At 67.7% G+C, this 26,991-nt stretch carries 21 protein-coding genes and 1 riboswitch; of the genes, 14 read left to right on the top strand and 7 right to left on the bottom strand.

Annotated elements, in window-relative coordinates; all coding sequences use genetic code 11:
• Positions 1-32: 32 nt before the first annotated feature.
• The 14 genes from clpB (at position 33) to FHY19_RS04510 (ending at position 16,262) form a co-directional block, all read left to right on the top strand.
• Entirely contained in the window at positions 33-2,618 is a 2,586-nt protein-coding gene (gene clpB / locus FHY19_RS04575) for an ATP-dependent chaperone ClpB (RefSeq protein ID WP_259162248.1), read from the top strand.
• A gap of 204 nt (positions 2,619-2,822) precedes the next feature.
• Positions 2,823-4,109 (top strand): aminotransferase class I/II-fold pyridoxal phosphate-dependent enzyme, encoded by a 1,287-nt coding sequence (locus FHY19_RS04570; protein ID WP_259162247.1) that lies wholly within the window; start codon positions 2,823-2,825, stop codon positions 4,107-4,109.
• Between the two features lie 463 nt (positions 4,110-4,572).
• Positions 4,573-4,799: riboswitch (cobalamin riboswitch) on the top strand.
• A gap of 116 nt (positions 4,800-4,915) precedes the next feature.
• Positions 4,916-6,793 (top strand): TonB-dependent vitamin B12 receptor, encoded by a 1,878-nt coding sequence (gene btuB, locus FHY19_RS04565; RefSeq protein ID WP_259162245.1) that lies wholly within the window; start codon positions 4,916-4,918, stop codon positions 6,791-6,793.
• 249 nt (positions 6,794-7,042) lie between these two features.
• Positions 7,043-7,636, top strand: a complete 594-nt coding sequence (locus tag FHY19_RS04560; RefSeq protein WP_259162240.1) for a hypothetical protein — start codon at positions 7,043-7,045, stop codon at positions 7,634-7,636.
• A gap of 86 nt (positions 7,637-7,722) precedes the next feature.
• Positions 7,723-8,244, top strand: coding sequence for a hypothetical protein (locus tag FHY19_RS04555; RefSeq protein WP_259152560.1), 522 nt, complete (start codon positions 7,723-7,725; stop codon positions 8,242-8,244).
• Entirely contained in the window at positions 8,241-8,852 is a 612-nt protein-coding gene (cobO, locus tag FHY19_RS04550) for a cob(I)yrinic acid a,c-diamide adenosyltransferase (protein WP_259162238.1), read from the top strand. Before FHY19_RS04555 ends, cobO begins: the two co-directional genes overlap by 4 nt.
• 72 nt (positions 8,853-8,924) lie before the next feature.
• Entirely contained in the window at positions 8,925-9,839 is a 915-nt protein-coding gene (cbiB, locus tag FHY19_RS04545) for an adenosylcobinamide-phosphate synthase CbiB (RefSeq protein ID WP_259162237.1), read from the top strand.
• Positions 9,840-9,923: 84 nt separating this feature from the next.
• Complete coding sequence (gene cobD / locus FHY19_RS04540) at positions 9,924-10,907, top strand: threonine-phosphate decarboxylase CobD (protein ID WP_259162234.1); 984 nt, start codon at positions 9,924-9,926, stop codon at positions 10,905-10,907.
• Positions 10,904-12,379, top strand: coding sequence for a cobyric acid synthase (locus FHY19_RS04535; protein WP_259162223.1), 1,476 nt, complete (start codon positions 10,904-10,906; stop codon positions 12,377-12,379). Before cobD ends, FHY19_RS04535 begins: the two co-directional genes overlap by 4 nt.
• The gene (gene cobU / locus FHY19_RS04530) at positions 12,367-12,888 is read left to right on the top strand and encodes a bifunctional adenosylcobinamide kinase/adenosylcobinamide-phosphate guanylyltransferase (RefSeq protein WP_259162214.1); all 522 of its coding nucleotides are present in this window, start codon (positions 12,367-12,369) and stop codon (positions 12,886-12,888) included. The genes FHY19_RS04535 and cobU overlap by 13 nt, the downstream gene beginning before the upstream one ends.
• Positions 12,885-13,931, top strand: coding sequence for a nicotinate-nucleotide--dimethylbenzimidazole phosphoribosyltransferase (cobT, locus tag FHY19_RS04525; RefSeq protein ID WP_259152311.1), 1,047 nt, complete (start codon positions 12,885-12,887; stop codon positions 13,929-13,931). The genes cobU and cobT overlap by 4 nt, the downstream gene beginning before the upstream one ends.
• Positions 13,928-14,530 carry a histidine phosphatase family protein gene (locus FHY19_RS04520; RefSeq protein ID WP_259162208.1) on the top strand — a complete coding sequence of 201 codons (603 nt, stop codon included), beginning with the start codon at positions 13,928-13,930 and terminating at the stop codon, positions 14,528-14,530. Before cobT ends, FHY19_RS04520 begins: the two co-directional genes overlap by 4 nt.
• Positions 14,527-15,261 carry an adenosylcobinamide-GDP ribazoletransferase gene (locus FHY19_RS04515; RefSeq protein WP_259162205.1) on the top strand — a complete coding sequence of 245 codons (735 nt, stop codon included), beginning with the start codon at positions 14,527-14,529 and terminating at the stop codon, positions 15,259-15,261. The genes FHY19_RS04520 and FHY19_RS04515 overlap by 4 nt, the downstream gene beginning before the upstream one ends.
• Before the next feature lie 98 nt (positions 15,262-15,359).
• Positions 15,360-16,262: a GyrI-like domain-containing protein gene (locus FHY19_RS04510; protein ID WP_259162194.1), complete on the top strand. Its 903-nt coding sequence runs from the start codon at positions 15,360-15,362 to the stop codon at positions 16,260-16,262.
• A gap of 118 nt (positions 16,263-16,380) precedes the next feature.
• Here the strand turns inward: FHY19_RS04510 and FHY19_RS04505 are convergent, their stop codons facing one another.
• From FHY19_RS04505 to FHY19_RS04475, 7 genes are all read right to left on the bottom strand, one after another.
• On the bottom strand, positions 16,381-17,577 hold the full coding sequence (locus tag FHY19_RS04505) for a type III PLP-dependent enzyme (RefSeq protein ID WP_259162190.1): 1,197 nt from the start codon (positions 17,575-17,577) through the stop codon (positions 16,381-16,383).
• Positions 17,574-19,343 (bottom strand): IucA/IucC family protein, encoded by a 1,770-nt coding sequence (locus FHY19_RS04500; RefSeq protein ID WP_259162188.1) that lies wholly within the window; start codon positions 19,341-19,343, stop codon positions 17,574-17,576. The genes FHY19_RS04505 and FHY19_RS04500 overlap by 4 nt, the downstream gene beginning before the upstream one ends.
• Entirely contained in the window at positions 19,321-20,505 is a 1,185-nt protein-coding gene (locus tag FHY19_RS04495; RefSeq protein WP_259162187.1) for an MFS transporter, read from the bottom strand. The genes FHY19_RS04500 and FHY19_RS04495 overlap by 23 nt, the downstream gene beginning before the upstream one ends.
• Entirely contained in the window at positions 20,502-22,304 is a 1,803-nt protein-coding gene (locus FHY19_RS04490) for an IucA/IucC family protein (RefSeq protein ID WP_259162186.1), read from the bottom strand. The genes FHY19_RS04495 and FHY19_RS04490 overlap by 4 nt, the downstream gene beginning before the upstream one ends.
• The gene (locus FHY19_RS04485) at positions 22,301-23,527 is read right to left on the bottom strand and encodes a siderophore biosynthesis protein PvsA (RefSeq protein WP_259162185.1); all 1,227 of its coding nucleotides are present in this window, start codon (positions 23,525-23,527) and stop codon (positions 22,301-22,303) included. The genes FHY19_RS04490 and FHY19_RS04485 overlap by 4 nt, the downstream gene beginning before the upstream one ends.
• A gap of 345 nt (positions 23,528-23,872) precedes the next feature.
• Positions 23,873-26,014 (bottom strand): TonB-dependent siderophore receptor, encoded by a 2,142-nt coding sequence (locus tag FHY19_RS04480; protein WP_259162184.1) that lies wholly within the window; start codon positions 26,012-26,014, stop codon positions 23,873-23,875.
• Positions 26,015-26,776, bottom strand: a complete 762-nt coding sequence (locus FHY19_RS04475; protein WP_259162180.1) for an aldolase/citrate lyase family protein — start codon at positions 26,774-26,776, stop codon at positions 26,015-26,017. It abuts the gene before it with no gap.
• Positions 26,777-26,991: the final 215 nt, after the last annotated feature.

Below are 26,991 nucleotides of genomic sequence, written 5' to 3'. Positions count from 1 at the left end.
GCGTTGCCGGCCACCCGTTCAGAGGATTTCCCATGCGGATGGACAAGCTCACCTCGCGGTTCCAGCAGGCACTGGCCGACGCGCAGTCGCTGGCCGTGGGCCGCGACCACAACATCATCGAGCCGGTGCACGTGCTCGCTGCGCTGCTCGACCAGAGCGGCGGCAGCACGCGCCCGCTGCTTTCGCAGGCCGGCGTCAACGTGCCGCTGCTGCGCGAGCGCCTGGGCGAGGCGCTGGACACGCTGCCCAAGGTGTCGGGGCAAGAAGGCAACCTGTCGATCGGCAACGATCTCAACCGCCTGCTCAACCAGACCGACAAGCTGGCCCAGCAGCACGGCGATGCCTTCATCGCCAGCGAGTGGTTCGTACTGGCGGCCGCTGACGATGCCAGCCCGCTGGGCGTGGCCCTGCGCGCGGCCGGCGGCGACAAGAAGAAGATCGAGGCGGCCATCGACAAGCTGCGAGGCGGCGAAACCGTGCAATCGGAAAACGCCGAGGAACAACGCCAGGCGCTGGAGAAATACACCATCGACCTGACCGCGCGTGCGGAGAGCGGCAAGCTCGATCCGGTGATCGGCCGCGACGAAGAAATCCGCCGCACCATCCAGGTGTTGCAGCGGCGCACCAAGAACAACCCGGTGCTGATCGGCGAACCCGGTGTGGGCAAGACCGCCATTGTCGAAGGCCTGGCGCAACGCATCATCAACGGCGAAGTGCCCGAAGGGCTGCGCGGCAAGCGCGTGCTGTCGCTGGACATGGGCGCGCTGATCGCCGGCGCCAAGTTCCGCGGCGAGTTCGAAGAACGCCTCAAAGCTGTGCTCAGCGACCTGTCCAAGAACGAGGGCCAGATCATCCTGTTCATCGACGAGCTGCACACCATGGTCGGCGCCGGCAAGGCCGATGGCGCGATGGACGCCGGCAACATGCTCAAGCCGGCGCTGGCGCGCGGCGAGCTGCATTGCATCGGCGCCACCACGCTGGACGAATACCGCAAGTACATCGAAAAGGACGCCGCGCTGGAGCGGCGTTTCCAGAAGGTGTTCGTGGGCGAACCGACGGTGGAAGACACCATCGCGATCCTGCGCGGCCTGAAGGAGCGCTACGCGGTGCATCACGGCGTGGAGATCACCGACCCGGCCATCGTCGCCGCCGCCACCTTGTCAAACCGCTACATCACCGACCGCCAGTTGCCGGACAAGGCCATCGACCTGATGGACGAGGCGGCATCGCGCATCCGCATGGAGATCGACTCCAAGCCGGAGGAGCTCGATCGCCTGGAGCGCCGCCTGATCCAGCTCAAGATCCAGCGCGAGATGCTGAAGAAGGAAAAGGACGAGGCCTCGCGCCAGCGTCTGGCCGATCTGGAGACCGACATCGACAAGCTCGAACGCGAGTTCTACGACCTCAACGAGTTGTGGACGTCGGAGAAGGCTGCGCTGCAGGGCACCACCAAGGTCAAGGAGCAGATCGAGCACGCCAAGCTGGAACTGGAAGCCGCGCAACGGCGCCAGGACTACGCCAAGATGAGCGAGATCCAGTACGGCGTGCTGCCGCAACTGGAAAAGCAGATGGCGCTGGCCAACGAGGTCGAACACCACGACTTCAAGCTGGTGCAGGACCGCGTCACCGCCGAGGAAATCGCCGAGGTGGTATCGCGCTGGACCGGTATTCCGGTCAACAAGATGCTCGAAGGTGAGCGCGACAAGCTGCTGCGCATGGAAGACGAATTGCACCAGCGTGTGGTCGGCCAGAACGAGGCGATCAAAGTCGTCTCCGACGCGGTGCGGCGTTCGCGTGCCGGCCTGTCCGATCCCAATCGCCCGAGCGGCTCGTTCCTGTTCCTGGGTCCCACCGGCGTGGGCAAAACCGAGTTGTGCAAGGCGCTGGCGGACTTCCTGTTCGACAGCACCGAGGCGATGATCCGCATCGACATGAGCGAGTTCATGGAGAAGCATTCGGTCTCGCGGCTGATCGGTGCGCCTCCGGGTTATGTGGGCTATGAGGAGGGCGGCTATCTGACCGAGGCGGTGCGTCGGCGTCCGTATTCGCTGATCCTGCTGGACGAGGTGGAAAAGGCGCACGCCGATGTCTTCAACATCCTGCTGCAGGTGCTCGACGACGGCCGCCTCACCGATGGCCAGGGCCGCACGGTGGACTTCCGCAATACCGTCATCGTGATGACCTCCAACCTGGGCTCGCACCAGATCCAGGAGCTGTCCGGCGACGGCAGCGCCGAGGCCTATACGCAGATGAAGGCGGCGGTGATGGGCGTGGTGCAGGCGCACTTCCGCCCGGAGTTCATCAACCGGCTGGACGACATCGTGGTGTTCCACCCGCTGGACAAGGCGCAGATCAAGTCGATCGCGCGCATCCAGTTGCATGGGCTGGAAAAACGCCTGTCCGAGCGCGGCCTCAAGCTGGACCTGGACGATGCAGCGCTGGAATTGCTCGGCAATGTTGGTTTCGATCCGGTGTACGGCGCGCGCCCGCTCAAGCGCGCGATCCAGTCGCAGGTGGAGAACCCGCTGGCCCAGCAGATCCTCTCCGGCCACTATCTCAGCGGCGACACCGTGCGCGTGCGTGCAGAAGGTGGGCGGCTGCTGTTCACCAAGGGCTGAGACGCGGCGCCGGCCGCAGCGCTGGTAGAACTTGAAGCAAGCAACGGGCACTGCGCAGGCAGTGCCCGTTTGCGTAAATGGATGGCGCATGCGGGGCATTCGTTGGCGCTCACAACGCGGCGGCATGAGGTCATTCCCGCTGGTTTGCAAACGCACCTGCAGTCCCGGCTATGGTCGGCACTCTTTCCGAGAGCGAGCCGCGCCATGACCGATCCGCAGTGGAAGCCCGAAACCATCGCCGTGCACGGGGGCTACCGTCCCGATCCGACCACGCGCGCGGTGGCGGTGCCGATCTATCAGACCGTTGCCTATGCCTTCGACGATACCCAGCATGGCGCGGACCTGTTCGACCTCAAGGTGCAGGGCAATATCTACAGTCGCATCATGAACCCGACCAACGACGTGCTGGAGCAGCGCGTGGCGGCGCTGGAAGGCGGCATCGGCGCGTTGGCGCTGGCGTCGGGGCAGGCGGCGGTGACCTATGCGATCCAGACCATCGCCGAGGCTGGCGACAACATCGTCTCCTCCAGTGCCTTGTATGGCGGCACCTACAATCTGTTCGCGCATACCTTGCCGCAGTTCGGCATCGGCACGCGCTTTGCCGACTATCGCGATCCGCAGGCGTTTGCCGGCTTGATCGATGAACGTACCAAGGCGGTGTTCGTCGAGTCGATCGGCAATCCGCGCGGCAACATTACCGATATCGAGGCGGTGGCGGCAGTGGCGCATGCGCACGGCGTGCCGCTGATCGTGGACAACACCGTGGCCACGCCGTCGCTGCTGCGGCCGATCGAGTTCGGTGCCGACATCGTGGTGCATTCGCTGACCAAGTATCTGGGTGGCCATGGCAACAGCATCGGCGGGGCGATCGTGGACAGCGGGCGCTTCCCGTGGGCCGCGCACAAGCAGCGGTTTGCACGCCTCAACGAGCCGGACGTGAGCTACCACGGCGTGGTGTATACCGAAGCGCTGGGCGATGCCGCGTACATCGGCCGTGCGCGCGTGGTGCCGCTGCGCAATACCGGCGCGGCGTTGTCGCCATTCAATGCGTTCCTGATCCTGCAGGGCATCGAAACGCTGCCGCTACGGATGGAGCGTATCAACGCCAACACGCTGGCGATTGCGCGGTATCTGCAGCAGCACGCGCGGGTTGCCTGGGTCAATTACGCCGCGCTGCCGGACCATCCGGAGCATGCGTTGGCGCAGAAGTATCTGGGCGGGCATGGTTCGGGCGTGCTGACCTTCGGCCTGCCCGGCGGGCGCGCGGCCGGTGCGCGGTTTCTGGATGCGTTGCAGCTGTTCACCCGGCTGGTGAATATCGGCGATGCCAAGTCGCTGGCGACGCACCCGGCGTCCACCACCCATCGCCAGCTCGGCCCGGCCGAACTGGAGCATGCCGGGGTGAGCGAAGACACCGTGCGGTTGTCGATCGGGATCGAGCATATCGATGATCTGCTGGCCGATCTGGAGCAGGCGCTGCAGGGAGCGTGAGATGCACATAAGGCCTCGCTCGCATCCTCATCCGGCGCTGCGCGCCACTTTCTCCCCCATGACGGGGGACAATGTCCCGATGGGAGAAGGAACAGGCTTTCGATATGAGAAGGGAACAAGCCTCTCTCCCCGCAGGGCGATGAGGCACGGCTTGCGCGCCATTGGCGCGCGTGCCTCGGAGCGCCCGCGCCGCCGGCGCGGGCTGGGGCGCGGAGCGAGGGGTGAGGGTACGGGGACAAAGCCCACACGTATGTGCGCGATGAAGCTCGGCAGCGGATCAGCCCGACCTGCTACTTCCCTACGCTGCATGAGGCTGCGCTCCGTCCCCTCATCCGATCCTTCGGGGCAGCTTCTTGCTCATGAAACAGGGCAATGTCCGGGGAGAAGGCATCGGCATTCACCATTCCGGCGCGTGGCGACGCGCTTGGCTTGGCCGGTGGTCGCAGACCGTGGAGGCGCCTGCTACCATGCGCGCCCCTGAGGTGACTGCCGGCTGGCCGGTGGTTTAAACGGGAATCCGGTGCGCGCATCGCCTTGGGCGATGCGCAATTCCGGAGCTGCCCCCGCAACGGTGGGCGAGACAAGGGTCCGCAGGTAAAGCCACTGTGCTGTGCATGGGAAGGCGCAGACCCGGGAGGCATCCGCTTCCGCTCGCAAGCCCGGAGACCGGCCTGAAGGGATTGACCCGGCACGCGGTGGGCGTGGCCCTGTGCATCTGGTGCTCGCGCGCCGGACGCCTGGCCCGTTGCTGCCTGCCGACCCCATTGCCCCCGCGCGGGTAGGCGCGGTTCCAGGAGCAGCAGTCGATGTCCGTTTCTTCCGTTTTGCCATGTCGCGCCGTGTTGGCTGCGGGATTGTCGCTGTGCCTGGCCAACCTGGCCCAGGCCGAGGCCGCCATCGATCTCGACGAAGTGGTGGTGACCGCCTCGCGCACCGCGCAGACCCAGGACCAGACACTGGCGCCGGTCACCGTGATCGACCGCGCGCAGATCGAGCGCCGCCAGGTCACCGCATTGCAGGACCTGCTGCGTGGCGAGGCCGGGGTGTCGCTGGCCAACAACGGAGGTCCCGGCAAGCAGACCTCGCTGTTCCTGCGCGGCACCGAATCGGATCATCTGGTGGTATTGATCGACGGCGTGCGCATCGGATCGGCTACTGCCGGCGGCGCGGCACTGCAGGATCTGCCGATCGAGCAGATCGAGCGCATCGAGATCGTGCGCGGGCCGTTTTCCAGCCTGTACGGCTCCGAGGCGCTGGGCGGGGTGATCCAGATCTTCACCCGTCGCCCGCAAGGCAGCTTCGTGCCCACGCTGAGCGTGGCGGCCGGCAGCGACAATGCGCGCCGTTATGGCGCCGGTGTCGCCGGGCGCAGCCAGGGCGATCTGGGCGAGGCCGGCGGCTGGTACGCAGTGAACGCGGTGCACGACGAAACCGATGGCATCAATGCGTATCTGGATACCAGTTCCAGCGCCTACGACCCGGACCGCGACGGCTATCGCAACGATTCGTTGAGCATGCAGGGCGGATGGCGCTTCAATCGCCAATGGGATGCCGATGTGCACGCCTTGCGTGCGCAGAGCCGCAACGAATACGACGGCTCGGCCTTCGGCGGTAATCTGTCCAAGGGGGTGCAGCAGGCCGTGGGCGGCCGCGTGCGCTATGCGCCGAGCGACGCGCTCAAATTCACTGCCAGCCTGGGTAGCAGTGCCGATCTGAGCGATAGCTATTACGATGGCGCGTACCTGTCCACCTACGATACGCGCCGCAAGCAGGGCTCGCTGCAGGCCGACGTCAACACCGGGCCGGGCCTGCTTACGGTCGGCTTCGACTGGCAGCGCGACGCCATCGCCAGCAGCGACACCTACGACGCCGACAGCCGCATCGACCGCGCCGCCTTCGCGCAGTGGCAGCAGGGCTTCGGCAGCCAGTCGTTGCAGGCCAGCCTGCGCCGCAACGACAACAGCCAGTTCGGCGGCAAGACCACTGGCAGCCTGCTGTGGGGCTGGGATGTTGCCGAGCATCTGCGGCTGACCGCCAGCTACGGTACCGCGTTCAAGGCGCCCACCTTCAACGAGCTGTACTACCCGGATTACGGCAACCCGCTGCTGGGGCCGGAGACCTCCAAGAGTGCCGAGCTGGGCCTGCGCGGCACCTACGCCTGGGGGACCTGGACGCTCAGCGCCTTCCAGACCCGCATCGACGATCTGATCGCCTACGACGCCGCGCTGGTGGATGCGGCGCACCCCTTCGGCCAGCCGAACAACATCGACAAGGCGCGCATCCGCGGCGTGGAAGCCGGCTACGACACCGACCTGGCCGGCTGGACCCTGCGCAGCGCGCTGACCTGGCTGCAGCCGCAGGACGATGGAGAGGTCAACCATGGCAACTGGTTGCCGCGCCGGGCGCGGCAGAGCGGGCGCATCGATGCCGACCGCAGTTTCGGCGCCTTCGGTGTCGGGGCCAGCCTGTTCGGTTCCGGCAAGCGTTACGACGATCTTGCCAACACCGAGCGGCTGGCCGGCTATGGCCTGCTGGATCTGCGCGTGAGCTATGTGATGACCGCAGACTGGAAGGTGCAGTTCACCGCCAACAACGTCTTCGACCGCCAGTACGAGACCGCACGCTGGTACGCGCAGCCGGGGCGCAATTATCTGCTGACCTTCCGCTACCAGGCGGCGCAGTAACGCGGAGGTAGCCGATGAACTGTGCGATGGTGGGATGCACGCCGCCGGTGGCGGCCGGCCGCAACATCGCGCAGTTCCCCGTACCGGCGGCAATGGGTTGTCCTGGAGCACCAGTGAGCAGACCGCTGCAGCGGTGCTGCCAGCGGCCCGGCAACATCGGCAGTCATGCGCTACTCGTACACTGCAGCATCGACCCGGTTAACTGTCTCCATTGCTAGCGCGTCTGCGTCTGTCTTCAAGGGAACACCGATGACCCCACTCTCCCGTCCGGCCCAACGCACGGTCTTCATCGCCTTGATGCTGGTGATGACCGCTACCCGCTTCCATCACGTCAGCGACTGGCTGCATCTGCCGGATGCATCGATGGCGGTGTTCTTTCTGGGCGGTCTGGCAGTGCGACGGCACGCGTTCTTCGTCGCCCTGCTGGGGGTGTCGGTGGCCATCGATTGGGCCGCGGTCACGCTGGCCGGCGTCAGCGACTTCTGCATCACCGCCGCCTATGCGGCGCTGCCGCTGGCCTACGGGGTGCTGTGGTACGCCGGCCGTGCGTATCACGCGCGCCTGCGCCCGGACGCCAGGTCGCTGTGCCTTGCGTGGGGGCTGGGCAGCCTGGCCGCGGTGGTGTCGTTCCTGATCTCCAATGGCGCGTTCTACTGGTGGGGCGGGCGCTATGCCGAGCCGCATTGGGCGCAGTATCTGCAGCGCGTAGCGCAGTGGGGTCCATTGTTCGTGCGCACCACCGCGCTGTATCTGGCGGTTGCGCTTGCCGCTGCGTGGTGCGTGGTGCGCTGGCGTACCGCGCGCGCTGCGGCGCCGCTGTCGGCCCCGCTGGAGCTGTCGTGACGGTTGCGCGGCGAACCGGCACGCCGGCGCGTGCGCCACTGCAAGGCGCTGCAGCATGGGCCTGCGGTAGCGCGTTGGTGTTGCTGATGGTGTGCACCCGCGGCGAGCATTTCGCCAGCGTGGATGCATTGCCCAGCGCATCCTGGGCGGTGTTCTTTCTGGCCGGGGCCTTGCTGCGCCCGCGATGGATGCTGCCGCTGCTGTTCGGGGTGGCATCTGCGCTGGATCTGATTGGGCTGGTCTCTGGCAGCATCAGCGATTGGTGCCTGTCGCCGGCCTACTGGGCGCTGGCGTTGGCGTATGCGGTCCTGTGGCTGGGTGGGCGCGTGTACGCCCTGCAGTTGCATGCCGACGCCTGGCGCGATGCGGCCCGCCTGCTGTGCGCCGTACTGCTCAGCGGCAGCCTGGCGTATCTGCTCTCCAAGGGCGGCTTCTACTTCCTCTCCGGCCGTTATCCGCTGGCCACGCTGAGCGGTTTTGTCGCTCGCGTGCCCGACTATTATCCGCATGCACTCGGCACGCTGTCAGGCTATGTCGGCATCGCCTTCGTGCTGCTGGCAGCACTGCGTGGCATCGCCGCGCGTCCACCGATCGGAGCACGTGCATGAGCCCCCCCGAACACGACGACGCGCATTACCGGGAACGCGCGCAGCGCAAGAAGGAACTGGTGGACCGGCGCATCGCGCGGGCGGTCATCGATCGCGGCGTGCTGCTGGTCAATACCGGCAACGGCAAGGGCAAGAGCTCGTCCGGCTTCGGCATGCTGGCGCGCTCGCTCGGACATGGCCTGTACTGCGGCGTGGTGCAATTCATCAAGGGCACCTTTTCCACCGGCGAAGAAGCCTTCTTCCGCCGCTTTCCGGACCTGCTCGACTATCACGTGATGGGCGAAGGCTTTACCTGGGAAACCCAGGACCGCGCACGCGATATCGCCGCTGCACAGGCGGCCTGGCAACTGGCGCGCGGCATGCTGGCCGATCCGCGCTACGACTTCGTGCTGCTGGACGAACTCAATATTGCCCTGGTCAAGGATTACATCGCGCTGGATGAGGTGCTTGCGGCAGTGGCCGCGCGTCCGCCGGGGCAGCATGTGGTGATCACCGGGCGCGGTGCGCCGGCCGGGTTGATCGACGTCGCCGACACCGTCACCGAGATGCGCCTGATCAAGCATGCCTTCGACGCCGGCATCAAGGCGCAGCTCGGTATCGAGTTGTAGGCATGGCCACTCACCTGCCAGGGCTTGCAATTGCATCGGCGTGTTGCCTGCAATGATCCAGGGCTGCGTGCCATGACGCTGGTGATTGCCGTTGCCGCCGTGCTGCTGGACCTGCTGCTGGGCGAGCCGCGACGCGCGCACCCGTTGGTGCTGTTCGGCCAGTGGGCGCAGCGCGTGGAAGCGCGCCTGTACCGCGATCATCGCGGCGCAGGAATGTACGCATGGTGCGCGACGGTGGTGCCATGGACGCTCCTGGCCGCAGCGCTGCAAACACTGCTGTGGTGGTGGTCGGTATGGGCGGCAACCGCCTTTGCCGCCGTGCTGTTGTATCTGGCACTGGGATTGCGCAGCCTGGGCGAGCATGCGCAGCCGGTGATCGACGCGTTGCAGGCCGACGACCTGGCAGCGGCGCGCCTGGCCGTGGGTCGCATCGTCAGCCGCGACACCGCTGCGCTCGATGCCACCCAGGTCGCCGCCGCGGCTACCGAGTCGGTGCTGGAAAACGGCAGCGATGCGGTGTTCGCCGCGCTGTTCTGGGGCGTGCTGCTTGGCGCGCCGGGTGCGGTGCTGTATCGACTGTCCAATACGCTGGATGCGATGTGGGGCTATCGCACGCCGCGCTACGCCAACTTCGGCTGGGCTGCTGCGCGCATCGACGATGTGCTCAATTGGCTGCCCGCGCGCTGCACCGCCGCGACCTATGCGCTGCTCGGCCACAGCCGTGCCGGCATGCGCTGCGCCTGGCGGCAGGGACGCGGCTGGAAGAGCCCCAACGCCGGTCCGGTGATGGCGGCCGGTGCCGGCGCGCTGCAGGTGCAGCTGGGTGGGCCGGCGCCGTACCACGGCCACTGGCAGATACGGCCGCCGCTGGGCGAGGGCCTGCCGGCCAGCGCCGGTAGCGTGCGTCGCGCGCTGGTGCTGGTACGTGCCGGGGTGCTGCTGTGGGTACTGCTCGGCGCACTGGCATTGGCGCTGCCGATCCCATGACGGGCCGCACCCCCTTCGCGCGCAGGCGCTGCGCCGACCATCGGCAACCTGCGTGCAGTCACGCAGCATCATCTGGAGCCGCTCATGCTTGAACACGGAGGCCGCTTGCGCCGCGCCGCGCAGGCCTACGGCATTGCGCTGCCGCACTGGCTGGATCTGTCCACCGGGGTGAGCCCGTTCGCCTGGCCGGTGCCTGCCATCCCCGGGCAGGTGTGGCAGCGCCTGCCGGAAGACGACGATGGTCTGGCCGACAGCGCTGCGGCCTATTACGGCGCGCCGCACGTCTTGCCGGTCGCCGGTTCGCAGGCGGCGATTCAGGCCTTGCCGCTGTTGCGCAGCCGCAGCCGTGTGGGCGTGCTGGCGCCTGGCTATGCCGAACACGCGCACGCGTGGCGACGTGCCGGCCATACCGTCGTGCCGCTGCCGGCGGGCCCGTTGTTGCAGGCGGCGGACACCTTCGACGTGGTGGTGCTGATCCATCCCAATAACCCGGGTGCAGACAGGTTCGATCGCGAAGTCCTGTTGCAGCTGCATGCGCGTCTTGCGGCACGCGGCGGTTGGTTGGTGATCGACGAAGCCTTCATGGATGTCACGCCCTCCGATAGCGTGTGCGCGCAGACGCCACAGCCGGGCTTGATCGTGCTGCGTTCGGTCGGCAAGTTCTTCGGTATGGCCGGTGCGCGGGCCGGGTTCGTCTGCGCGCAGCCGCAGCTGCTGGACGCGCTGCGCGAGCAGTTGGGGCCATGGGCCGTGAGCGGCCCCACCCGCTGGGCGCTGCAGCAGGCATTGGCAGATACCCAGTGGCACGCGCAGGCGCGCGAACGCCTGCACGCGGCATCGCAACGGCTTGCGCAGCTGTTGCGCCGCCATGCGATTGCACCCACCGCAGGCACTGCGTTTTTCCAGTGGTGTCGGCGCGACGATGCGGCGGCGTTGCATGCAGCGCTGGCACATCGCGGCATCCTGACCCGCCTGTTCGATACCCCGGCCAGTCTGCGCTTCGGTCTGCCGCCCGATGCGACCGCCGAAGCGCGCCTGGATGTCGCGTTGGGCGAGGTGGTGGCATGAGCGCACGCGTGTTGATGGTGCAGGGCTGTACCTCCGACGCCGGCAAGAGCACGCTGGTGGCCGCGCTGTGCCGCTGGCTGCATCGCCAGGGCGTGGCAGTGGCGCCGTTCAAGCCGCAGAACATGGCGCTGAACTCGGCCGTCACCGTCGACGGTGGCGAGATCGGCCGCGCGCAGGCGGTGCAGGCGCAGGCCTGCGGGCTGGAGCCGCAGGTCGATTTCAACCCCGTGTTGCTCAAGCCCGCCAGCGACACCGGGGCGCAGGTGATCGTGCATGGTCACCCGGTCGCCACGCTGGATGCGGTGGGCTATCACGCCTACAAGGCCACTGCGCGCACTGCGGTGCTGGCCTCGCACGCACGGCTGGTCGAGCGTTTCGATGTCGTGCTGGTGGAAGGCGCCGGCAGCCCGGCGGAGATCAACCTGCGCGCCAACGATATCGCCAACATGGGCTATGCCGAGGCGGTGGATTGCGCGGTGATCCTGATCGCCGACATCGACCGCGGCGGCGTGTTCGCGCATCTGGTCGGTACCTTGGCCTTGCTGTCGGAGAGCGAACGCGCACGGATCGCCGGGTTTGTGATCAACCGGTTTCGTGGCGATCTGGCGTTGTTGCAACCGGGCCTGGACTGGCTGGAACGCGAGACCGGCAAGCCGGTGCTCGGTGTGTTGCCGTATCTGCATGGCCTGCAGCTGGAAGCCGAAGACGCGCTGCCGCGGCAGGCGCTGCACAAGCCGCAGGCGCAGCTGCGCGTGGTGGTGCCGGTGCTGCCGCGGATCAGCAATCACACCGATGTCGATGCCTTGCGGGCGCATCCGCAGGTCGATGTGCGCCTGGTCGGCCCGGGCCAGACACCGCCGGCCTGCGAGCTGATCGTGCTGCCGGGCAGCAAGGCGACGCGCCAGGATCTGCAGTGGCTGCGCACGCACGGCTGGGACACCGCCATCGCACGTCATCTGCGTTACGGCGGCAAGCTGCTCGGGATCTGCGGCGGCCTGCAGATGCTGGGCGAGCAGATCCACGACCCCGACGGCATCGAAGGCCCTGCCGGCAGCAGTACCGGGTTGGGCTGGCTGGCGCTGGAAACGCAGCTGCATCCGCACAAGCAGTTGCATCGCGTGCACGGGCGCCTGGCGCTGGGCGATGCGGTGGCCGTCGGCTATGAAATCCACTGCGGCATCAGCACCGGCGATGCCCTGGCGCGGCCGCTGCTGCAGCTGGACGATGGCCGCAGCGATGGCGCCATGTCCGACGACGGGCAGGTGCTGGGCACCTATCTGCACGGCATCTTCGATCACCCGCAGGCACTGGCCGCGCTGCTTGCATGGGCCGGCCTGGCGCAGGCAACGCCGCTGGATCTGGCGGCGTTGCGCGAGGCCACATTCGACCGTCTTGCCGATGCGGTGCACACGCATCTGGATACCGCTGCGCTGCTGCGGCTCACCAGCAAGGAGCCGGCATGCGGCAGTTGATCCTGGGGGGCGCGCGCTCGGGCAAGAGCGCACTGGCCGAACGCCTGGCCGCCGACGCGGCCGGGCAGGTGCACTATGTGGCCACCGCGCAGGCATTCGATGACGAGATGCGCCAGCGTATCGCGCATCACCGCAGCCAGCGCCCGCCGCACTGGCACTGCGTGGAAGAACCCGTCGCGCTGGCCGCCACGCTGCAGGCGCAGGCCGCGCCCGATCGCTGCGTGTTGGTCGATTGCCTGACGCTGTGGCTGAGCAACCTGCTCGGCCACCCGGATGCGGGTGCATTTGCGCGCGAACGCGACGCACTGCTCGCAACGCTGCCGCAGTTGCCCGGGCAGGTCGTGCTGGTCAGCAACGAGGTGGGGCAGGGCATCGTGCCGTTGGGCGAACTCACGCGTCGGTTTGTGGACGAGGCCGGCCGGCTGCATCAGGCATTGGCGCTACAGTGCGAGCGTGTGGTGTTTGTCGTGGCAGGTTTGCCGATGGTGCTGAAGGGAGAACGGCTGTGAGTAGCGACTGGATCTTTGCCGCATGCGCGGTGCCGGATGCGCGCGTGCGCGCGGCTGCGCTGGCACGGCAGGAACAACTGACCAAACCCCCCGGCGCGTTGGGCCGGCTGGAGCAGCTGGCCGTGCAGTTGGCGGCCTGGCAACGCAATGAGCAGCCGACAGTGCAGCGCGTCTGGATTGCGGTGTATGCCGCCGATCATGGCGTCGCCGCCGAAGGCGTGTCGGCGTTCCCGCAGGCGGTCACCGGTGAGATGGTGCGCAACTTCGCACGCGGCGGTGCGGCCATCGCAGTGCTGGCGCGCGAACTGGGCGCGCGGCTGGAAGTGGTGAACCTGGGCGTGGTCAACGACCCCGGCGATCTGCCGCGCGTGCGTCGCGCCTGGATCGCCCCGTCCAGCGCCAACATCTGCGAACAGCCGGCGATGACGCCCGGCCAGTTGCGCGACGCACTGGCCGCCGGCGCGCAGAGCATCGCGCAGGCCAGGAGTTGCGACACGCAGCTGTTCGTCGGCGGCGAGATGGGCATCGGCAACACCACCGCCGCCGCCGCACTGGGCTGCGCGCTGTTGTCGCAGTTTCCGCAGGCGATGGCCGGCGCCGGCACCGGGCTGGACGCCGAGGGCATCGCGCACAAGGCGACGGTGATCAGCCGCGCGCTGGCCTTGCATGCCGATGCCGCCACCCCGCTGGAACGGCTGCGCCGGCTCGGCGGGTTCGAGATCGCCGCCCTGGTCGGCGCGTATATCGCCGCCGCGCAGGCCGGCATTCCGGTGCTGGTGGATGGCTTCATCACCACCGCTGCAGCGCTGGTGGCCACCCGCCTGAATCCCGGCGTGCGCGAATGGCTGTTGTTCGGGCACCGCTCGCAGGAGCGCGGCCACGCCGCGTTGTTGCGCGCCCTGGATGCCGAGCCGCTGCTGCAACTGGACCTGCGCCTGGGCGAAGCCAGCGGCGCGGCGGTGGCGATTCCCTTGTTGCGCAGCGCCTGCGCGTTGCACAACGGCATGGCCACCTTTGCCGAAGCCGGGGTGTCGGACGCATGAGCGCGCAGATCAGCTTGTTGCGGCATGGCGACACCGGCCAGCGCAGCTACCGCGGCCAGCTCGACGACCCGCTCACCGCGTTGGGTTGGCAGCAATTGCGCGCAGCCACCGCCGCAGGCGAATGGGACGTGGTGGCGTCGTCCAGCTTGCAGCGCTGCGCGGCCTTCGCCACCGAACTGGCCGGCGCGCGTGGGTTGCCGCTGCAGCTGGACGCACGGCTGCGCGAATATCACTTCGGCCGCTGGCAGGGCGTGCCGGTGGCCGAGATCGATCGCGATGAAGGCGAGGCGCTCGGTCGCTTCTGGGCCGACCCGCTGCGCTACCCGCCGCCGCAGGCCGAGCCGTTTGCCGATTTCTGCGCGCGCCTGTCGGCCGCGCTCGACGCTATCGTTGGCGCCCATCCGGACCGACGTGTCCTGGTGGTCACCCACGGCGGTGCGATCCGCGCGCTGCGCTGCATGGTGGCCGGCAAGGGATTTGCCCGCATGACCGAACTGGCGGTGCCGCATGCCTCGCTGCATCCGCTGGCCTGGCCGCCGGCCAACGGCGTCGCCGCGGCGCTGCCGTCGGAGCCGCAGTCGGCACGCGACGCCGGATGATCGATGGGCTGCTCGCGGCGATCGGCTTCCTGACCCGCATTCCGGTGCCCGGCGCGGTGTTCGCCCGGCCGGGCGCGCAGGCGCGTTCGCTGCCGTGGTATCCGGCGGTCGGCCTGCTGCTCGGTGCGCTACTGTGTGGCCTGGCATGGTGCCTGCGCGATGTGGCGCCACTGCTTGGCGCGGCAGTGCTGCTGAGCGCATGGACCTGGCTGACCGGCGCCCTGCACCTGGATGGGCTGGCCGACACGACCGACGCCTGGGTCGGCGGCATGGGCGACCGCGCACGCACGCTGGCGATCATGCAAGACCCCAGCAGCGGCCCGATGGCGGTGACTGCGCTGGTGCTGGTGTTGCTGCTCAAATGCGCTGCATTGGCCACGCTGCTGCCGCATGCAGCGGGTGCGTTGTGGCTGGCGCCCTTGCTGGCACGCGCCGCGGTGGTGGCGGCCTTTTTGACCACGCCATATGTGCGCCCCGCCGGCATCGGCAGCGCGCTGGTCGCCGCACCGCGTGGGGGCCTGTGGCTGGCGTTGTTACTGGCGGTCGTGGTCTGCATGGCTGCCGGCACCACGATCGCGGCTGCCTGCCTCGGCAGTGCCGCAGTGGTGTTCGTTCTATGGCGCCGCGCCTGCATGCAGCGCCTGGACGGAATGACGGGCGATACCTGCGGCGCACTGGTGGAACTGACCGAAGCTGCGCTGCTGGTGACGTTGGCGGTGTGGCCGGGCTGAGTCGCACGCCTTGCAGTGGATGCACCATTGCGCAAGATCGGGACCGCGCCGGCAGCCGATGCAGGCGATGCTGATGCCGTCACCAGGGAGCCAAGACCATGCATGCAGCAGACCCAGCAGTCACCAGTTGGCAACGGGGCGTGGAGCGCGTCATTGCGCATCTGCAGGCCAGCATTCGCAACGGCGCCGCCTTGCTGGATCTGGCCGAGTTGGCCGCCATCGCGCATCAATCGCCGTATCACTTTCATCGGGTCTACCGCGCCCTGACCGGTGAGACCGTGGGCCAGACCGTTGCACGCTTGCGGTTGAGCCAGGCCCTGCATTTGTTGGGCAGCGCAGATGCGTCGGTGACTGCGGTTGCACTCGCGGTCGGTTACCAGACGCCACAGGCGCTGGCGCGTGCCTGCCGCAGCGCGCTGCAGGCCAGTCCCACCGTCTTGCGCTCGACACCGGCATTGCGGGCCAGCAAGTTGCAGCAGTTATCTGCGCCGGCAGCCGGGGCACAGCGTCCGTCAGCGCCGCTGCAGGTCAGCGTGCAGACGCTGGAGCCGTTCGAACTGGTGGTGCTGCACAAGCGCGGCGCGTTCGACGATCTGGATCGCGGCTTCGGCCGGATCGTAGCCTGGGCGGCGCACACCGGCATCGTCGACAGCCTGCAGTGCCTGGTGGGATTGCCGCTGAGCGATCACCGTGACGTTCCCGCGCACGGGCATCTGTTCGAATGCGGCGTGGGCTTCGACGCGGCGGTCACGCCCGCAGCGCCCTTGCAGCTGCGTCGTCTGGATGGCGGGCCGCACGCCGTCCTGCGCCATGTCGGTTCGTATGCCGGGCTGGAAGATGCGCTGGACCAGCTGCTGGCCGCCTGGCTGCCCGACAGCGGTTATGTGCTGCGCGATGCACCGCTGCATTACCTGTATCTGGACGACCCGGAAGAAACGCCCGAAGCGATCCTGCGCGCCGATATCCGGGTGCCGGTAGTGGCGATCGAAACGCGTGGTTGAGGGTACGCATGCCGCGCCGCGCGCGGCTGATCTGCGAGCGTGCGGAGCGGTTGTGCAAGCTGTTGCCTGCGCGTGGAACAGCTGCAAGCGCACTATCGATGCCTTCGTGAGGTCGTCCTCAGTCGATCACCGGCAAAAACATCTTCTGCGGCGGCGGATGCATCAAAAACTGCTGGTGCGAAATATTCCATGCGTACGCACCGGCCAGCGGGAAGGCGAGGCAGTCGCCTGCTGCCAATGCGGCGACGGGCTGGTTGCGCGCCAGCACGTCCTTGGGGGTGCATAACTGGCCGACCAGCGTCACCGGCGTGTCGCTGATCACCGGAGCGCGGTTGCCGCGCAGCACGCGGAAGGGGTGGTCGTGGGCCTGCGCGGCCGGGGTGCGGAAATGGTGGGTGCCGCCGCGTGCGATCGCGAACCACTGGCCGTGGCTGCGCTTGATATCCAGCACCTCCATCAGGTACCAGCCGCAGCTGGCGCTGACGTAGCGGCCGGGCTCCAGCCGCAGGCGCAACGCACTGCCGTGCTCGCGCAGCAGCGCTGGCAACCCGGCGCAGAAGCCGGCCCAGTCGAACGAGGACTGTGGCGCCAGATAGTCCACGCCGAAGCCACCGCCCGCGTTTACCCGCAGCGGCCCAAGCGCATAGGTCTGCCGCCATTGCTGGACGGTGCGCAGGTATGCGGCAACCAGATGCAGCTGCGCACCGGCATCGCGTTGATGCGACATCAGATGGAAATGAAATCCCTCCAGCCGCAGCGACGGGCTGGCCCGCAGCAGCTGCATGGCAGCGTCCAGGTCCTGCGGGTCCAGACCGAACGGCGAGGGCTGCCCGCCCATCATCAATCGCGTGCTCTGTGCGCCGGGCACGGCGATGTTCATGCGCAAGAACACCGGGACGCGGCGGCCCGCGTGTGCCGCAATGGTGGCCAGCCGTTGCAGCTCGCCGATGCTTTCCACGTGCACGGTGCAGTCGGGCAGCGCGGCGGCCTGGGACAGCTCGCTGTCGAGTTTTCCCGGCCCGCCGAACAGCAGCGCTGCCTGCGGTTGCTGCGCATGCAGCCAGGCCAGTTCGCCGCCGGAGGCTGCTTCAAAGCCATCCACGTGCGGCGCAAGCGTCTGCAGGATCTGCGGTTCTGCATTGGCTTTGGCCGCATAGAACAGCTCGCACTGCGCCGGTAGCTGCGCGCGCATCCATGCCGCATGCGCGCGCAGTGCCTCCAGATCGTAGAGATACGCACAGAGCGGGCCATCGCTGCCCGCACGCAGCTGCGGCAACGCGTGGATGACCGCGGCGGTGTCGATACGCAGGCTCATGCGGCCACCTGTCGTGCCGTGGCGATGTGCGCAATCGGGTTGGGCAATGGCGTGTAGTCGGATTGACGATCGGCCCGTTGCAGCAGGCGCGTACCGAGATTGTTCTTGCCCGGCAGCGGGGCGCCGTCGATCAGGCCCTGCAGCGCCGGTTGTGCGCCGTGGCGTTGTTGCCAACCGGCGGCGAGCTCGCCCACGCACTGCCACAGCCGCATTTCCAGCACGCCGTCGCCTTCGGTCAGATGGAAGATGGCTTCGGCCAGGTTGTTCACCAGGGCGCAGTAGGCGACGCGGTTCCAGCCCTGTTCCGGCGTGTAGTACAGCGATTGCCGCGCACGTTCGCCCACGCCGCGCAGGCGAGCTTCCGGCCAGTGGTGGGCCAGCAATTTGGTGCCTTCCAGATCGCGGATCCATACGCGCGTCGGCCAGCCGTCGGCAAAGCCGATCACGGTGTTCTGCAGATGCGGCTCCAGCGCGATGCCATGCTGGAACAGCGCGCTCCACACCCCATCCAGCAACAGGCCCGCATAGGCGCGGAACCACCGCAACGTGGCCGTGTGGCGGTCCAGCTGCGCGCTGCCCAGCCTCTGCAATCGCTGGGCGCAGACGCTGTTACCCTGTGCATCGCAGGTAAACAGGGCGGCGGCCACCTGTGGCTGCCAACGTGCGCGTTGCGTGGCAGGAATGGTCGTGCGATACAGGATGCCGAAGCTTTCGGACAATGCGCGTGCTGCCTGCGGATCGGCATCGTGCAGGGCGCGGTCGACCTGCGCGACGTCCAGCGAGGTGGCCGCCGGCTCCAGCATCACGTCGAAGCCAGGGACCTGCGCTGCCAGTGCCTGCCAGCTCGGCGCCAGCAGGTCGGTGAGCGCCACCGCACTTTCCAGTTCGTACCAGGCATTCTTGCGGACGCAATTGGTCAGCCGCACATGCACGGAACATTTGAGAAAGTAATCCAGCTGCGGGTGGTACAGCGTCCGCACCGATGAGGTGGGCCGCAGTGCATCGCCGCGCAGGCCGACCGGCGTGATCCAACCGCGCGCCTGCAAGGTACGCAGCAGCGGATCGTCGAGCAGGCGTTGCGCCTCCCACGGATGGCAGGGGTAGAGATCGTCGCTGCCGGACAGCTGCCTCAGGCTGGCGCGCACGTCCTTGCCTTGCACGCGCAGCAGCCGTGGGTCGATGCGGAACCAGAACAGCTGAAACGCCGCACGCGCTTCCGGTGCGCAGGCGAGTACGTGCTCGAGCGCGATGCCTTCGCGGCTCTTCGGTGTGGGGTGCAGGGCATGACCCCACAGCATCGATTGCTCGGCATCGATCATCGCATCGCCGATGGCTGCGCTGCGCTGCGCCTTGCGCAGGATCGCCGCGGTAATCGCCACGCTGTTGGCGCTTTGCGCAAGCAACTCCGGGTTGACCGCCTGCGTGCTGCCCAGCGACTGCAACAGGCAGCGCGCCAGCGCATGCGCATCGAGCGCCTGCCACGCTTGCCCGGCGCCTTTGAGAAACGGCGTGGAGGCGAAGCGGCAACGCCCCAAGCAGTCTGCGTAGGCGATGCGCACGCAGATCGCGCCGCTATCGCCGAGATCGATGCGCAGCCAACGCTGCTCGGCCACGCGCGGCCCGGGGCGATCCAGCCCGCGGTAATCGAAATCGACTGCGCGTTGCGGGATGGCGAACTCGCGCAGGTAGCAGTTCAACCAGCAACTGCAGGCCTGCGCGTCGGCCATGCTGTCGTACCAGGGGTCATGCATCGTGTGCAGCGACATCGGCAGTTCTCCTCGAGGGAAAGCGCACCGCAACGGTGAGCGCAGCGCCAGCCGCAGCGACGGCGGCGGCCAGGAAAGGGAGTGCGGGGCCGGCCGCCTGGGCCAGCGCACCGGCGGCGGCGCCAGCGGCCACACCGGCCCACTTCCCGCAGGCATCGAAACCGCCGAACAGGCGGCCGGCACCGTGGCCGCTGGCGACCAGGGCCAGGCTGCGATTGAGCCCGCGCAGACCCAACAACATGCCGACGCCGAACAACAGCCGCGCCACCGCCAGCCCGATGGCGTCGTGCAACAGCGCCTGCCACAGGCAGGCCAGCGCAAACAGCAGCAACCCCGGGATGAGCCACGCCTCGCCAGCGCCGCGCCGCCACCACGGCAATACCACCAGGTAGACCAGATGCGGCAGGCTGTAGAGCAGGCCGGCCAGCGCGTCGTGACCGGCACCGCGTTCGAGTGCGTAGGGAATGAAATACGGAAACGTCACCACCATCGCAAAGCAGAACAGAAACTGCGCGATCAACAAGGCCGGCCACAACGATGCGGTGGAGGCCGGTGGACGTATTGCAGGTTCGGTGCCCGACGACGATTGCGCTTTCGGGCCTGGACGTCTGATGGGCTGATCCGCCGGCAACCGCCACGTCAACGCGAAGGCCAGCAATGGCAGGAGTGCGAGCGCGCGGTAAAGCGATTGCGCCGGGCCCAGGGTAAGCGCCAGCCCCAGCAACGCCGGTGCGCTGACCATCGCCAGCCGCGCCGAATACTGCGTCCAGTCCAGCGCGCGCCCCAGCGGGCCGGCCTGCGGTTGGCTGGCCAGATACGCGTTGGCCGCCGCCAGCGAGCCGCCGCAGGTACCTTGCACGATCAGGCCGAGCACCAGCCAGCTCAGCGACGGTGCAAAGCCGGCAATCGCAAAGCCCAGCGCCAGCCCCAGTTGCGCGCGCAGCAACGAGCGTTTGCGTCCATAGCGATCGGCCAATCGCCCCCAGGTGCCCGCCGTCAACGCGGTGCACAGCGTCGGCAACACGTACAACACGCCGCTCCAGCCAACCGCTGCCGAAGGCGCCAGCTCGGCCAGTACCTGCGGCAGAAACAACGGCATGCCCAATGCGGTGAAGGCGGCCAGGTAATGCGCGGCCAGCACCGGGCCCAGGACGCGCTTCATCGCTGGCCATCCGCTCGCCGACGCGGCATGTGTTCCGCGCCAGCGAAGGCCTCGCCGAAAGGGTTGGGCGCACTGTCGCCGTAGAACTTGTTGATGTCGGTGGCGCCGGTGAGCTGCTTGCTGAGCAGGCTGCCGGCGCTGAGCAGGTACTTCACCGGCAACCGCGGCGCGGCCAGCAGGCGCCGCGCGGGCGTGGTATCGATGCCATCGGCATACAGCGCTGCCAGCGTCTGCGCAAGCTGCTCCTGCAGTTGCGCCGCCAGCGGCGCGCGCAAGGCCGGCTGCCAGTCGGCCAGGCCGTCCAGCACCGCCTGCAGATCCAGTTGCAGCACGATGGTGCAGAACATCTGCGCCAGCGCGTGCGTATCGTCCACCGCGATCCGCGTGTCCTGCAGCGCGCCCAGCGCGTCGATATCCGGCAGCTGCGCACGCAACTGCGGCATGGCGATCCGCGCGGCGTCGTTGTCCTTCATCAACAAGCGCGCGGGCCGACCGTGCGCATAGATCAGCACGCTGTTCTGCTGATTGGCTTCCAGCGCAATGCCGTAACGCAGCCACAGCCGCAGATGCACCGCGAGCAGCAGCTCGGTGTACTCGCGCCACCAGGCCTGCAGGTCGCCGTGCGCGAACCGTTCGGCCAGATGCAGTGCCATCGGCCGGCCATCGGGCATCGGCGCGCACAGCGCGGCCACCGGGACCAGCGTGGTGTCATCCAGCGGGGGATAGCGTCGCACCAGATAGGCCAGGTGCCGGGTGTCGCCGACATGCCCGCCATGCGACTCGTCCACGAACACGCAACGTCCTTGCAATGCGGCATCGTGCGCGTCGATACGGCGTAGCGCGCGCTCCAGCCAGTGCCCGTCGTACAACGTGGAGGGTTTGATCAGGCGCAGGTTCAATGCGCCCAGCGTGCGCATCGGGATCGGCAGCTTGAGATGCAGGTGCGGATGCCGCAGCGGCACCAGCGTGCGCACCGACAAGGTGGGGCGGACTTCCAGCCAGGCCTGCGGTGCACGCAGCGTGCCGGGTGGAAGCGCAAAGCCCGGTTGCTCCAGGCGTTCCCAGACCAGCGGATGCACCGGCCAGGCGATGTGCGTGGTGGCGAGCGCGGGCGGCAGCCCCAGGGTGGCCAAGTCCGGCCATAACGCGTCCGGCGGCGCGCTGGTGCAACTGGCCAGTGTGCGCGGAATCGCCAGCCAACGCAGCGCGAAGGTGGGCGCAAATTCCGGTGCATAGTGGCGCAGTTCGTCTGCTTCCAGCCCTGCCTTTGCGCGTGCAGTGGGGTAGAACGGATGATCGCGGTAGCTGGCCAGCTGGTCGCAGCGGTATGCGCGCTCGGCCGCCTCTTCGTGCTGTAGCGCATGCGCCAAGGCCGGTGCCTGCGCGGCATACGCCTGTTGCGCAAGACCGCGGTGCGCGGCGGCGCACTCGGCTTCGTCGGCATAGGCGCGATGCAGTTGCCGGGTCTGCGCATCCAGCTCGGCACCCATGCGTTGCAGCCACGCACGCGCGCCGTGTTCGACCCGCGCAGCGTCGGCGGTCTGCACGATCCAGCGATCGCCGCAGGCGCTGATGTCCTGCAGCACGCCGTGTCGATGGATCGGCAGCCACAGCGTTCCGTTCGGCAGATGCGCGATGCGCCACCAGCCTTCCACCGGGCTGGGGTCGGTCCACGCGGCCAACACGCCGGGGTCGGGCGTGGCTGGCGTGCCACGGCTGACGATCGCGCGCAGGTCCTCGCGCAGGCAGGCATCGATGATGCGGGTGGCGATGTAGCGCCGATCGGCGGCGCTGCTCATGCGCGCACCTGTGCGCTGTCGATGCGCCAGTGCAGGCCCGCTTCGGCATGCACCACGGCCTGTTGCAGCGTCTGCGCATCGCTGGCCACGGCGCTCAACACGCCCAGGTAATCCTTGTTGGAATGGCTCAGCTGGATGCGCTCGCCCGGTGCACGCATGCGCCGGTAGTGCACATCGCTGTGCGCGTCGTGATGACGGCGGTCTTCGCTGGCGGTGACCAGCTCGCCGTCGCGCTCGGCCACGTAGTAGCGCAGCAGCGCATGCGCGCGGTCGCTGCGCAGCTGCGGCAACGGCTGGCCCAGGTGCGGCGCCAGCGCAGCGGAAAACCATTGCCCGCCGAACATGCCATCGAGCAGGAATTCGCGGCGGTCGCCGATGCTGCGATAGTTGATCTCCACCAGCACCGGGCCGTCGGCGGTGAGGACGAATTCGCTATGGCACAGCCCGAACCCGACACCGAAGGCGCGCAGCTGCTGCAGGGCCTGTGCAATCACCGGGGTATGCACCTGCGCATCCCACTGCGCCTCGCATTCGACGAAGTGCGGCGGCGGCGACAGCCGCACCTTGAAGCCACCGATGGCGTGCAGCGTGTTGCCGTCGCCAAGGGTTTCCACGGTGAACAGCGGGCCGTGCAACATGCCTTCCAGCAGCACGGTGCGCTGTGGGTTGCGCTGCCATAGATCGTGCAGATAGGCCTGCAACTGCGCGTCATCGGCGCAGTGGCGCACGTCCAGACTGGCCACGCCCTCGCGCGGTTTGGCCACCACCGGCCACGGAATGTCTGCTGGCAATGCAGCGCCCGGCGCCAGCGTGCAGAACCACGGCGATGGCAGTGCGCGCGCGCGCAGGCGCTGACGCATCGCCGCCTTGTTCTTGGCCGCGTAGCAGACCTGCCAATCCTTGCCGGGCAGGCCAAGACCCGCGGCGACCAGCGCAGTGCTGGTCTGCAGATGATCGCTGTTGCTGAACACCGCACGCGGTTGCACGCCGGTGTCGTGCAGCGCATCGAGCACCCCCAGCGGATTGAACACGTCGCATTCGATCACCCGCTGTGGCGCATGCGCCGGATGGTTGTGGAAGTAGGCAAGGTGATCGAGGCGATGGTCGGTCAGCAGCCACACCGGGACGCCTTGCGCGTGCGCGGCCGGCAGGAAGCCGTCGGTGATGGCCGGGTGGCAGACATGGGTGAGGATCACCAACGGTGCAGCGGATGTCGCAGTCATGGCAGCTCTCGTTCGACAGGGCGGTGGGAAAACCGGTACTGAAACGGGCTGCCTGGCGCCGCGATCGGCGTTGGGTGGCCTGCGATGCATCGATCGCAATGCCGCGTGCTGCGGCGCTGATGCGTGCCTCATGCACGCAGTGGTTCCGGCGCCGGCAACGGCGTGAGCGCCGTTGCCGCCGTGGGCGACCGATGCCCCTGTCCATCGGTCGTGTGGCGCTGCTGCTCCGTGCAGCATGACGCTGGGAAAACGGTGCAAGCCTTGATCGGGTGCGCGTGGTGGTGGCGAGCAATCCCGATTGCACTGGTTGCATTGCTGGTTGCTACCGCCAAACGCGAAACGCGCTTAGAACGTGTACTCCAGGCCTGCAGTGAAGGTCCGTCCGGGTGCGGCCTGGCGGCCCCACGGGCTGGTGTCCACGCCGCGGAACCAGTACTGCCGGTCGAACAGATTGTTGATCGCCAGCGATGCGCTGAATTTTTGTCCATCGCGTTCGAACAAGGTATGACTCACCTGGGTGTTCCAGACCATGTAGGCCGGCAACTGGCCCACCGAGGCGATGGCGTTCTCCTGCACGGTGTTGGCCGCATCGCTGAAGGCCTTGCTGAAGTAGTAGCCGGAGAGCGCGATAGTGGTATGACCGAGCGCGTAGTTGCCGCCCAGGGTGATCTGATTGCGCGAGGTGTACGGTACGCGGAAGCCGCGGAACGCGCCTGATTCCTGGCTGGCATCCAGATACGCGTAGCCCGCGTTGAGGGTCAGCGCACGCAGCTGTTCCGGGCTCCATTGCAGCTCCACCTCGCCACCTTGATGACGGGTCTTGCCCAGATTGCGGAACACGCGGGTGGTGTTGTCCAGCTGGATCTGCTGATCGAAGTCGATCAGGTAGCCACCGACCTGGATGCGGGTACGGTCGTTGGGTTGGTAGCGCGTGCCGGCTTCGTAATTCCACGCCAGCTCGGCATCCAGATTGTTGCCGAAGATGATCTGGGTGACCTGCGGCGCGCGCATCGAGCGCTGCCCGTCCGCATAGAAGAACCATTGCGCGTTGGCCTGGAAGCCGACCGTCAGGCCGGGCAGCACATCGCGCGTCTGGTTGAGCGTGCTCATTCCGGTGGTACGGTTGAAATAGCGCGAATCCAGGCGCTCGTAGCGCAACCCGGGGGTGATGGTGATGCGCTCGTCCGGCAAGGTGATCGCATTGCTGACGTAGGCGGCCAGTGCGCGGTCTTCGAACTGCCAATCGCGCACGCTGGTGAACAGGCCATCGCGCAGGCGCAGATTGCCCACCAGAAAATCGATGTCCTCGCGCACCGCGCGCACGCCGGCGGTCCACTGCTGACGCACCCCGCCGGCATCGCCCATGCTCCAGGTCAGGCGTGGCTCGCTGCCTACCACGCGGAAGTCGCGCGGTGCGGTCTGGCGCAGTTGCGGCGGCAGATCCGAACGCCAGGTTTCGGTGGCGGCCTGGCGCATGCCGACGATGAAGTTGCGGCTGCTGCGCGCGCTGAAATTGGTCCAAGACAACCGGACATCCTTCAGCGGGCCCCAGTCTCCAAACAACTGCTCATAGCTCAGCGATGCACGCGTGGTACGGCCGTTGAAGGTATCCAGCGGGCGCGTGGACTGACGCGGGTCGCGCCGGTAATCGTCCGGGCTGAGCGCGCCGGCCAGATCCATGTCCACCAGATACCGCTGCACGCTGGCCTTGAGCAGCTTGGTGTCGTCCAGCCACCACTCCGCACGCATGCGCAGATTGCTGATGTCGGTATCGCTGTGCGCGCGCCAGTACTCGCCCCAGGTGCGATTGGCATCGACCTGCATGCCGAAGTTGTCGGTGAGATAGCCACCGCTGCTCAGCGCGCTGTCCTGCAGGAACTGGCCCTGGCCGCCGGCGGTGACCTTGTGCGCCAGCGTGGTGCTCCAGTCGCTGGGAATCTCCTTGCTGACCAGATTGATCACCCCGCCCACGTTGTTCGGCCCGTATTGCACGGCCGCGCCGCCGCGCACGATGTCGATGCGATCGATCTGGTTCAGCCCTACCGGGAATAACGACAGGCTGGTCTGCCCATAGGGGGCCAGCGCCAGCGGGATGCCGTCTTCGAGCACCTGTACGCGGCCGCTGCGGCTTTCGTACAGGCCGCGCAACATGAGCTGCGGCAACGCGCCGGTGCCGGTTTCGTCGAAGATCTTGATACCCGGCACACGTTGCAGCGCATCGTCGAGCGAGCGGTTGCCGCCAGTGCGCAGCTGCTCGCGATCGATCACCTGGCGGCTACCGGCATAACGCTGCACATCGTCGGGTTTGGAACGCCCGAGCAGGCTGCCCTGCACCTGGATCGCATCCAGCGCACGGATCGGTGTATCGCCCTCGGCGACAGTGGTCTCAGTGTCAGCCGGAGGATCGCTGGCAAGCGCCACCTGCGACAGGCCGCAACAGGCCGCAGCAATGGCGAGGGTCAGGGTGTGCAAACGGATCGGCGACATCTACGGCGTGCTCCTGCAGGCGGGTAGGGGGGCGGGCGCGTCGAAGCTGGCCAGATGGCCGCGCAGCGCGCGTTGAATCAGGGCGCGGTCTTCGCCGGCGAGCAGCCAGCGCAGATCCGGTTGTTGCAGCCAGTACGCGCGTTGCGCATCGGTGCGTGGATTGGGGCAGAACGGCACATCGGCGGCGCGGCAGTGCGCGTGCAGTTGCAGCAGCGACTCCCACACCTGCGCATGGGTGGGCTGCGGGCCCAGGCCCAGATCCAGCGCCAGGTCCAGCGCGCCTTCCATCACCAGGGCCACGCCCGGTTCAGCGAGAATCTCGGGTAGCGCAGCGACGCCGGCATCGCTTTCGATCATTGGCACGATGCGGATATCGCGATTGGCCTGGGCGATGTAGCTGGGCAGATCGAGGTTGCCGAAGCCGGTGACGCGGCCACCGGTGATCCCGCGCCGACCAAGCGGTGGGAAGCGCGCGGCGGCGACGGCACGCGCGATCTGCTGCGCCGATTCGGCACGCGGCACCACGATGCCGCGCGCGCCGGCATCCAGCACCCGGCCGATCAGTTTTTCGTCCACCTCCGGCACCCGCACCCAGGCCTCGCAGCCGGACAGCTCGCAGGCGCGGATGGCGTGTTCCAGTTCGTCCGGCGCGCGCAGCGCGTGTTCCAGATCGAGCACCACAAAGCCGTAGCCGATGCGGCCCAGCAGCTCGCACAACTGCACGCTGGGCAACGCATTGAGAACGCCAACCGCAAACGCCATGGATGAGGCCGCCAAGGAAACGGGCGCTCATCCTGCTCCGGATGGGAATGATTATCAAGTGGGTTTAGTGGGCAGTTTTCCGTGCCCTGGTCGCAGTTTGATCACTGCACGGCTGCGAGCCGCTGCCCTCTGCACCACCTGCGGGCAACAAAAAACCCGCAGGCGCTGCCGGCGGGTTTTCGTGTCGTGCAGCGCTGCGTCACCCCGCCTTGCGA

This window comes from Xanthomonas sp. 4461, assembly GCF_024806475.1.
Taxonomy (GTDB): Bacteria; Pseudomonadota; Gammaproteobacteria; order Xanthomonadales; family Xanthomonadaceae; genus Xanthomonas; species Xanthomonas arboricola_F.
This window is presented reverse-complemented; position numbering and strand designations above follow the sequence as displayed.

Coding starts and splice junctions, on each gene's coding strand:
- clpB (WP_259162248.1), top strand. CDS start 33: ATGCGGATGGACAAGCTCACCTCGCGGTTCCAGCAGGCACTGGCCGAC.
- FHY19_RS04570 (WP_259162247.1), top strand. CDS start 2,823: ATGACCGATCCGCAGTGGAAGCCCGAAACCATCGCCGTGCACGGGGGC.
- btuB (WP_259162245.1), top strand. CDS start 4,916: ATGTCCGTTTCTTCCGTTTTGCCATGTCGCGCCGTGTTGGCTGCGGGA.
- FHY19_RS04560 (WP_259162240.1), top strand. CDS start 7,043: ATGACCCCACTCTCCCGTCCGGCCCAACGCACGGTCTTCATCGCCTTG.
- FHY19_RS04555 (WP_259152560.1), top strand. CDS start 7,723: ATGGTGTGCACCCGCGGCGAGCATTTCGCCAGCGTGGATGCATTGCCC.
- cobO (WP_259162238.1), top strand. CDS start 8,241: ATGAGCCCCCCCGAACACGACGACGCGCATTACCGGGAACGCGCGCAG.
- cbiB (WP_259162237.1), top strand. CDS start 8,925: ATGACGCTGGTGATTGCCGTTGCCGCCGTGCTGCTGGACCTGCTGCTG.
- cobD (WP_259162234.1), top strand. CDS start 9,924: ATGCTTGAACACGGAGGCCGCTTGCGCCGCGCCGCGCAGGCCTACGGC.
- FHY19_RS04535 (WP_259162223.1), top strand. CDS start 10,904: ATGAGCGCACGCGTGTTGATGGTGCAGGGCTGTACCTCCGACGCCGGC.
- cobU (WP_259162214.1), top strand. CDS start 12,367: ATGCGGCAGTTGATCCTGGGGGGCGCGCGCTCGGGCAAGAGCGCACTG.
- FHY19_RS04520 (WP_259162208.1), top strand. CDS start 13,928: ATGAGCGCGCAGATCAGCTTGTTGCGGCATGGCGACACCGGCCAGCGC.
- FHY19_RS04515 (WP_259162205.1), top strand. CDS start 14,527: ATGATCGATGGGCTGCTCGCGGCGATCGGCTTCCTGACCCGCATTCCG.
- FHY19_RS04510 (WP_259162194.1), top strand. CDS start 15,360: ATGCATGCAGCAGACCCAGCAGTCACCAGTTGGCAACGGGGCGTGGAG.
- FHY19_RS04505 (WP_259162190.1), bottom strand. CDS start 17,577: ATGAGCCTGCGTATCGACACCGCCGCGGTCATCCACGCGTTGCCGCAG.
- FHY19_RS04500 (WP_259162188.1), bottom strand. CDS start 19,343: ATGTCGCTGCACACGATGCATGACCCCTGGTACGACAGCATGGCCGAC.
- FHY19_RS04495 (WP_259162187.1), bottom strand. CDS start 20,505: ATGAAGCGCGTCCTGGGCCCGGTGCTGGCCGCGCATTACCTGGCCGCC.
- FHY19_RS04490 (WP_259162186.1), bottom strand. CDS start 22,304: ATGAGCAGCGCCGCCGATCGGCGCTACATCGCCACCCGCATCATCGAT.
- FHY19_RS04485 (WP_259162185.1), bottom strand. CDS start 23,527: ATGACTGCGACATCCGCTGCACCGTTGGTGATCCTCACCCATGTCTGC.
- FHY19_RS04480 (WP_259162184.1), bottom strand. CDS start 26,014: ATGTCGCCGATCCGTTTGCACACCCTGACCCTCGCCATTGCTGCGGCC.
- FHY19_RS04475 (WP_259162180.1), bottom strand. CDS start 26,776: ATGGCGTTTGCGGTTGGCGTTCTCAATGCGTTGCCCAGCGTGCAGTTG.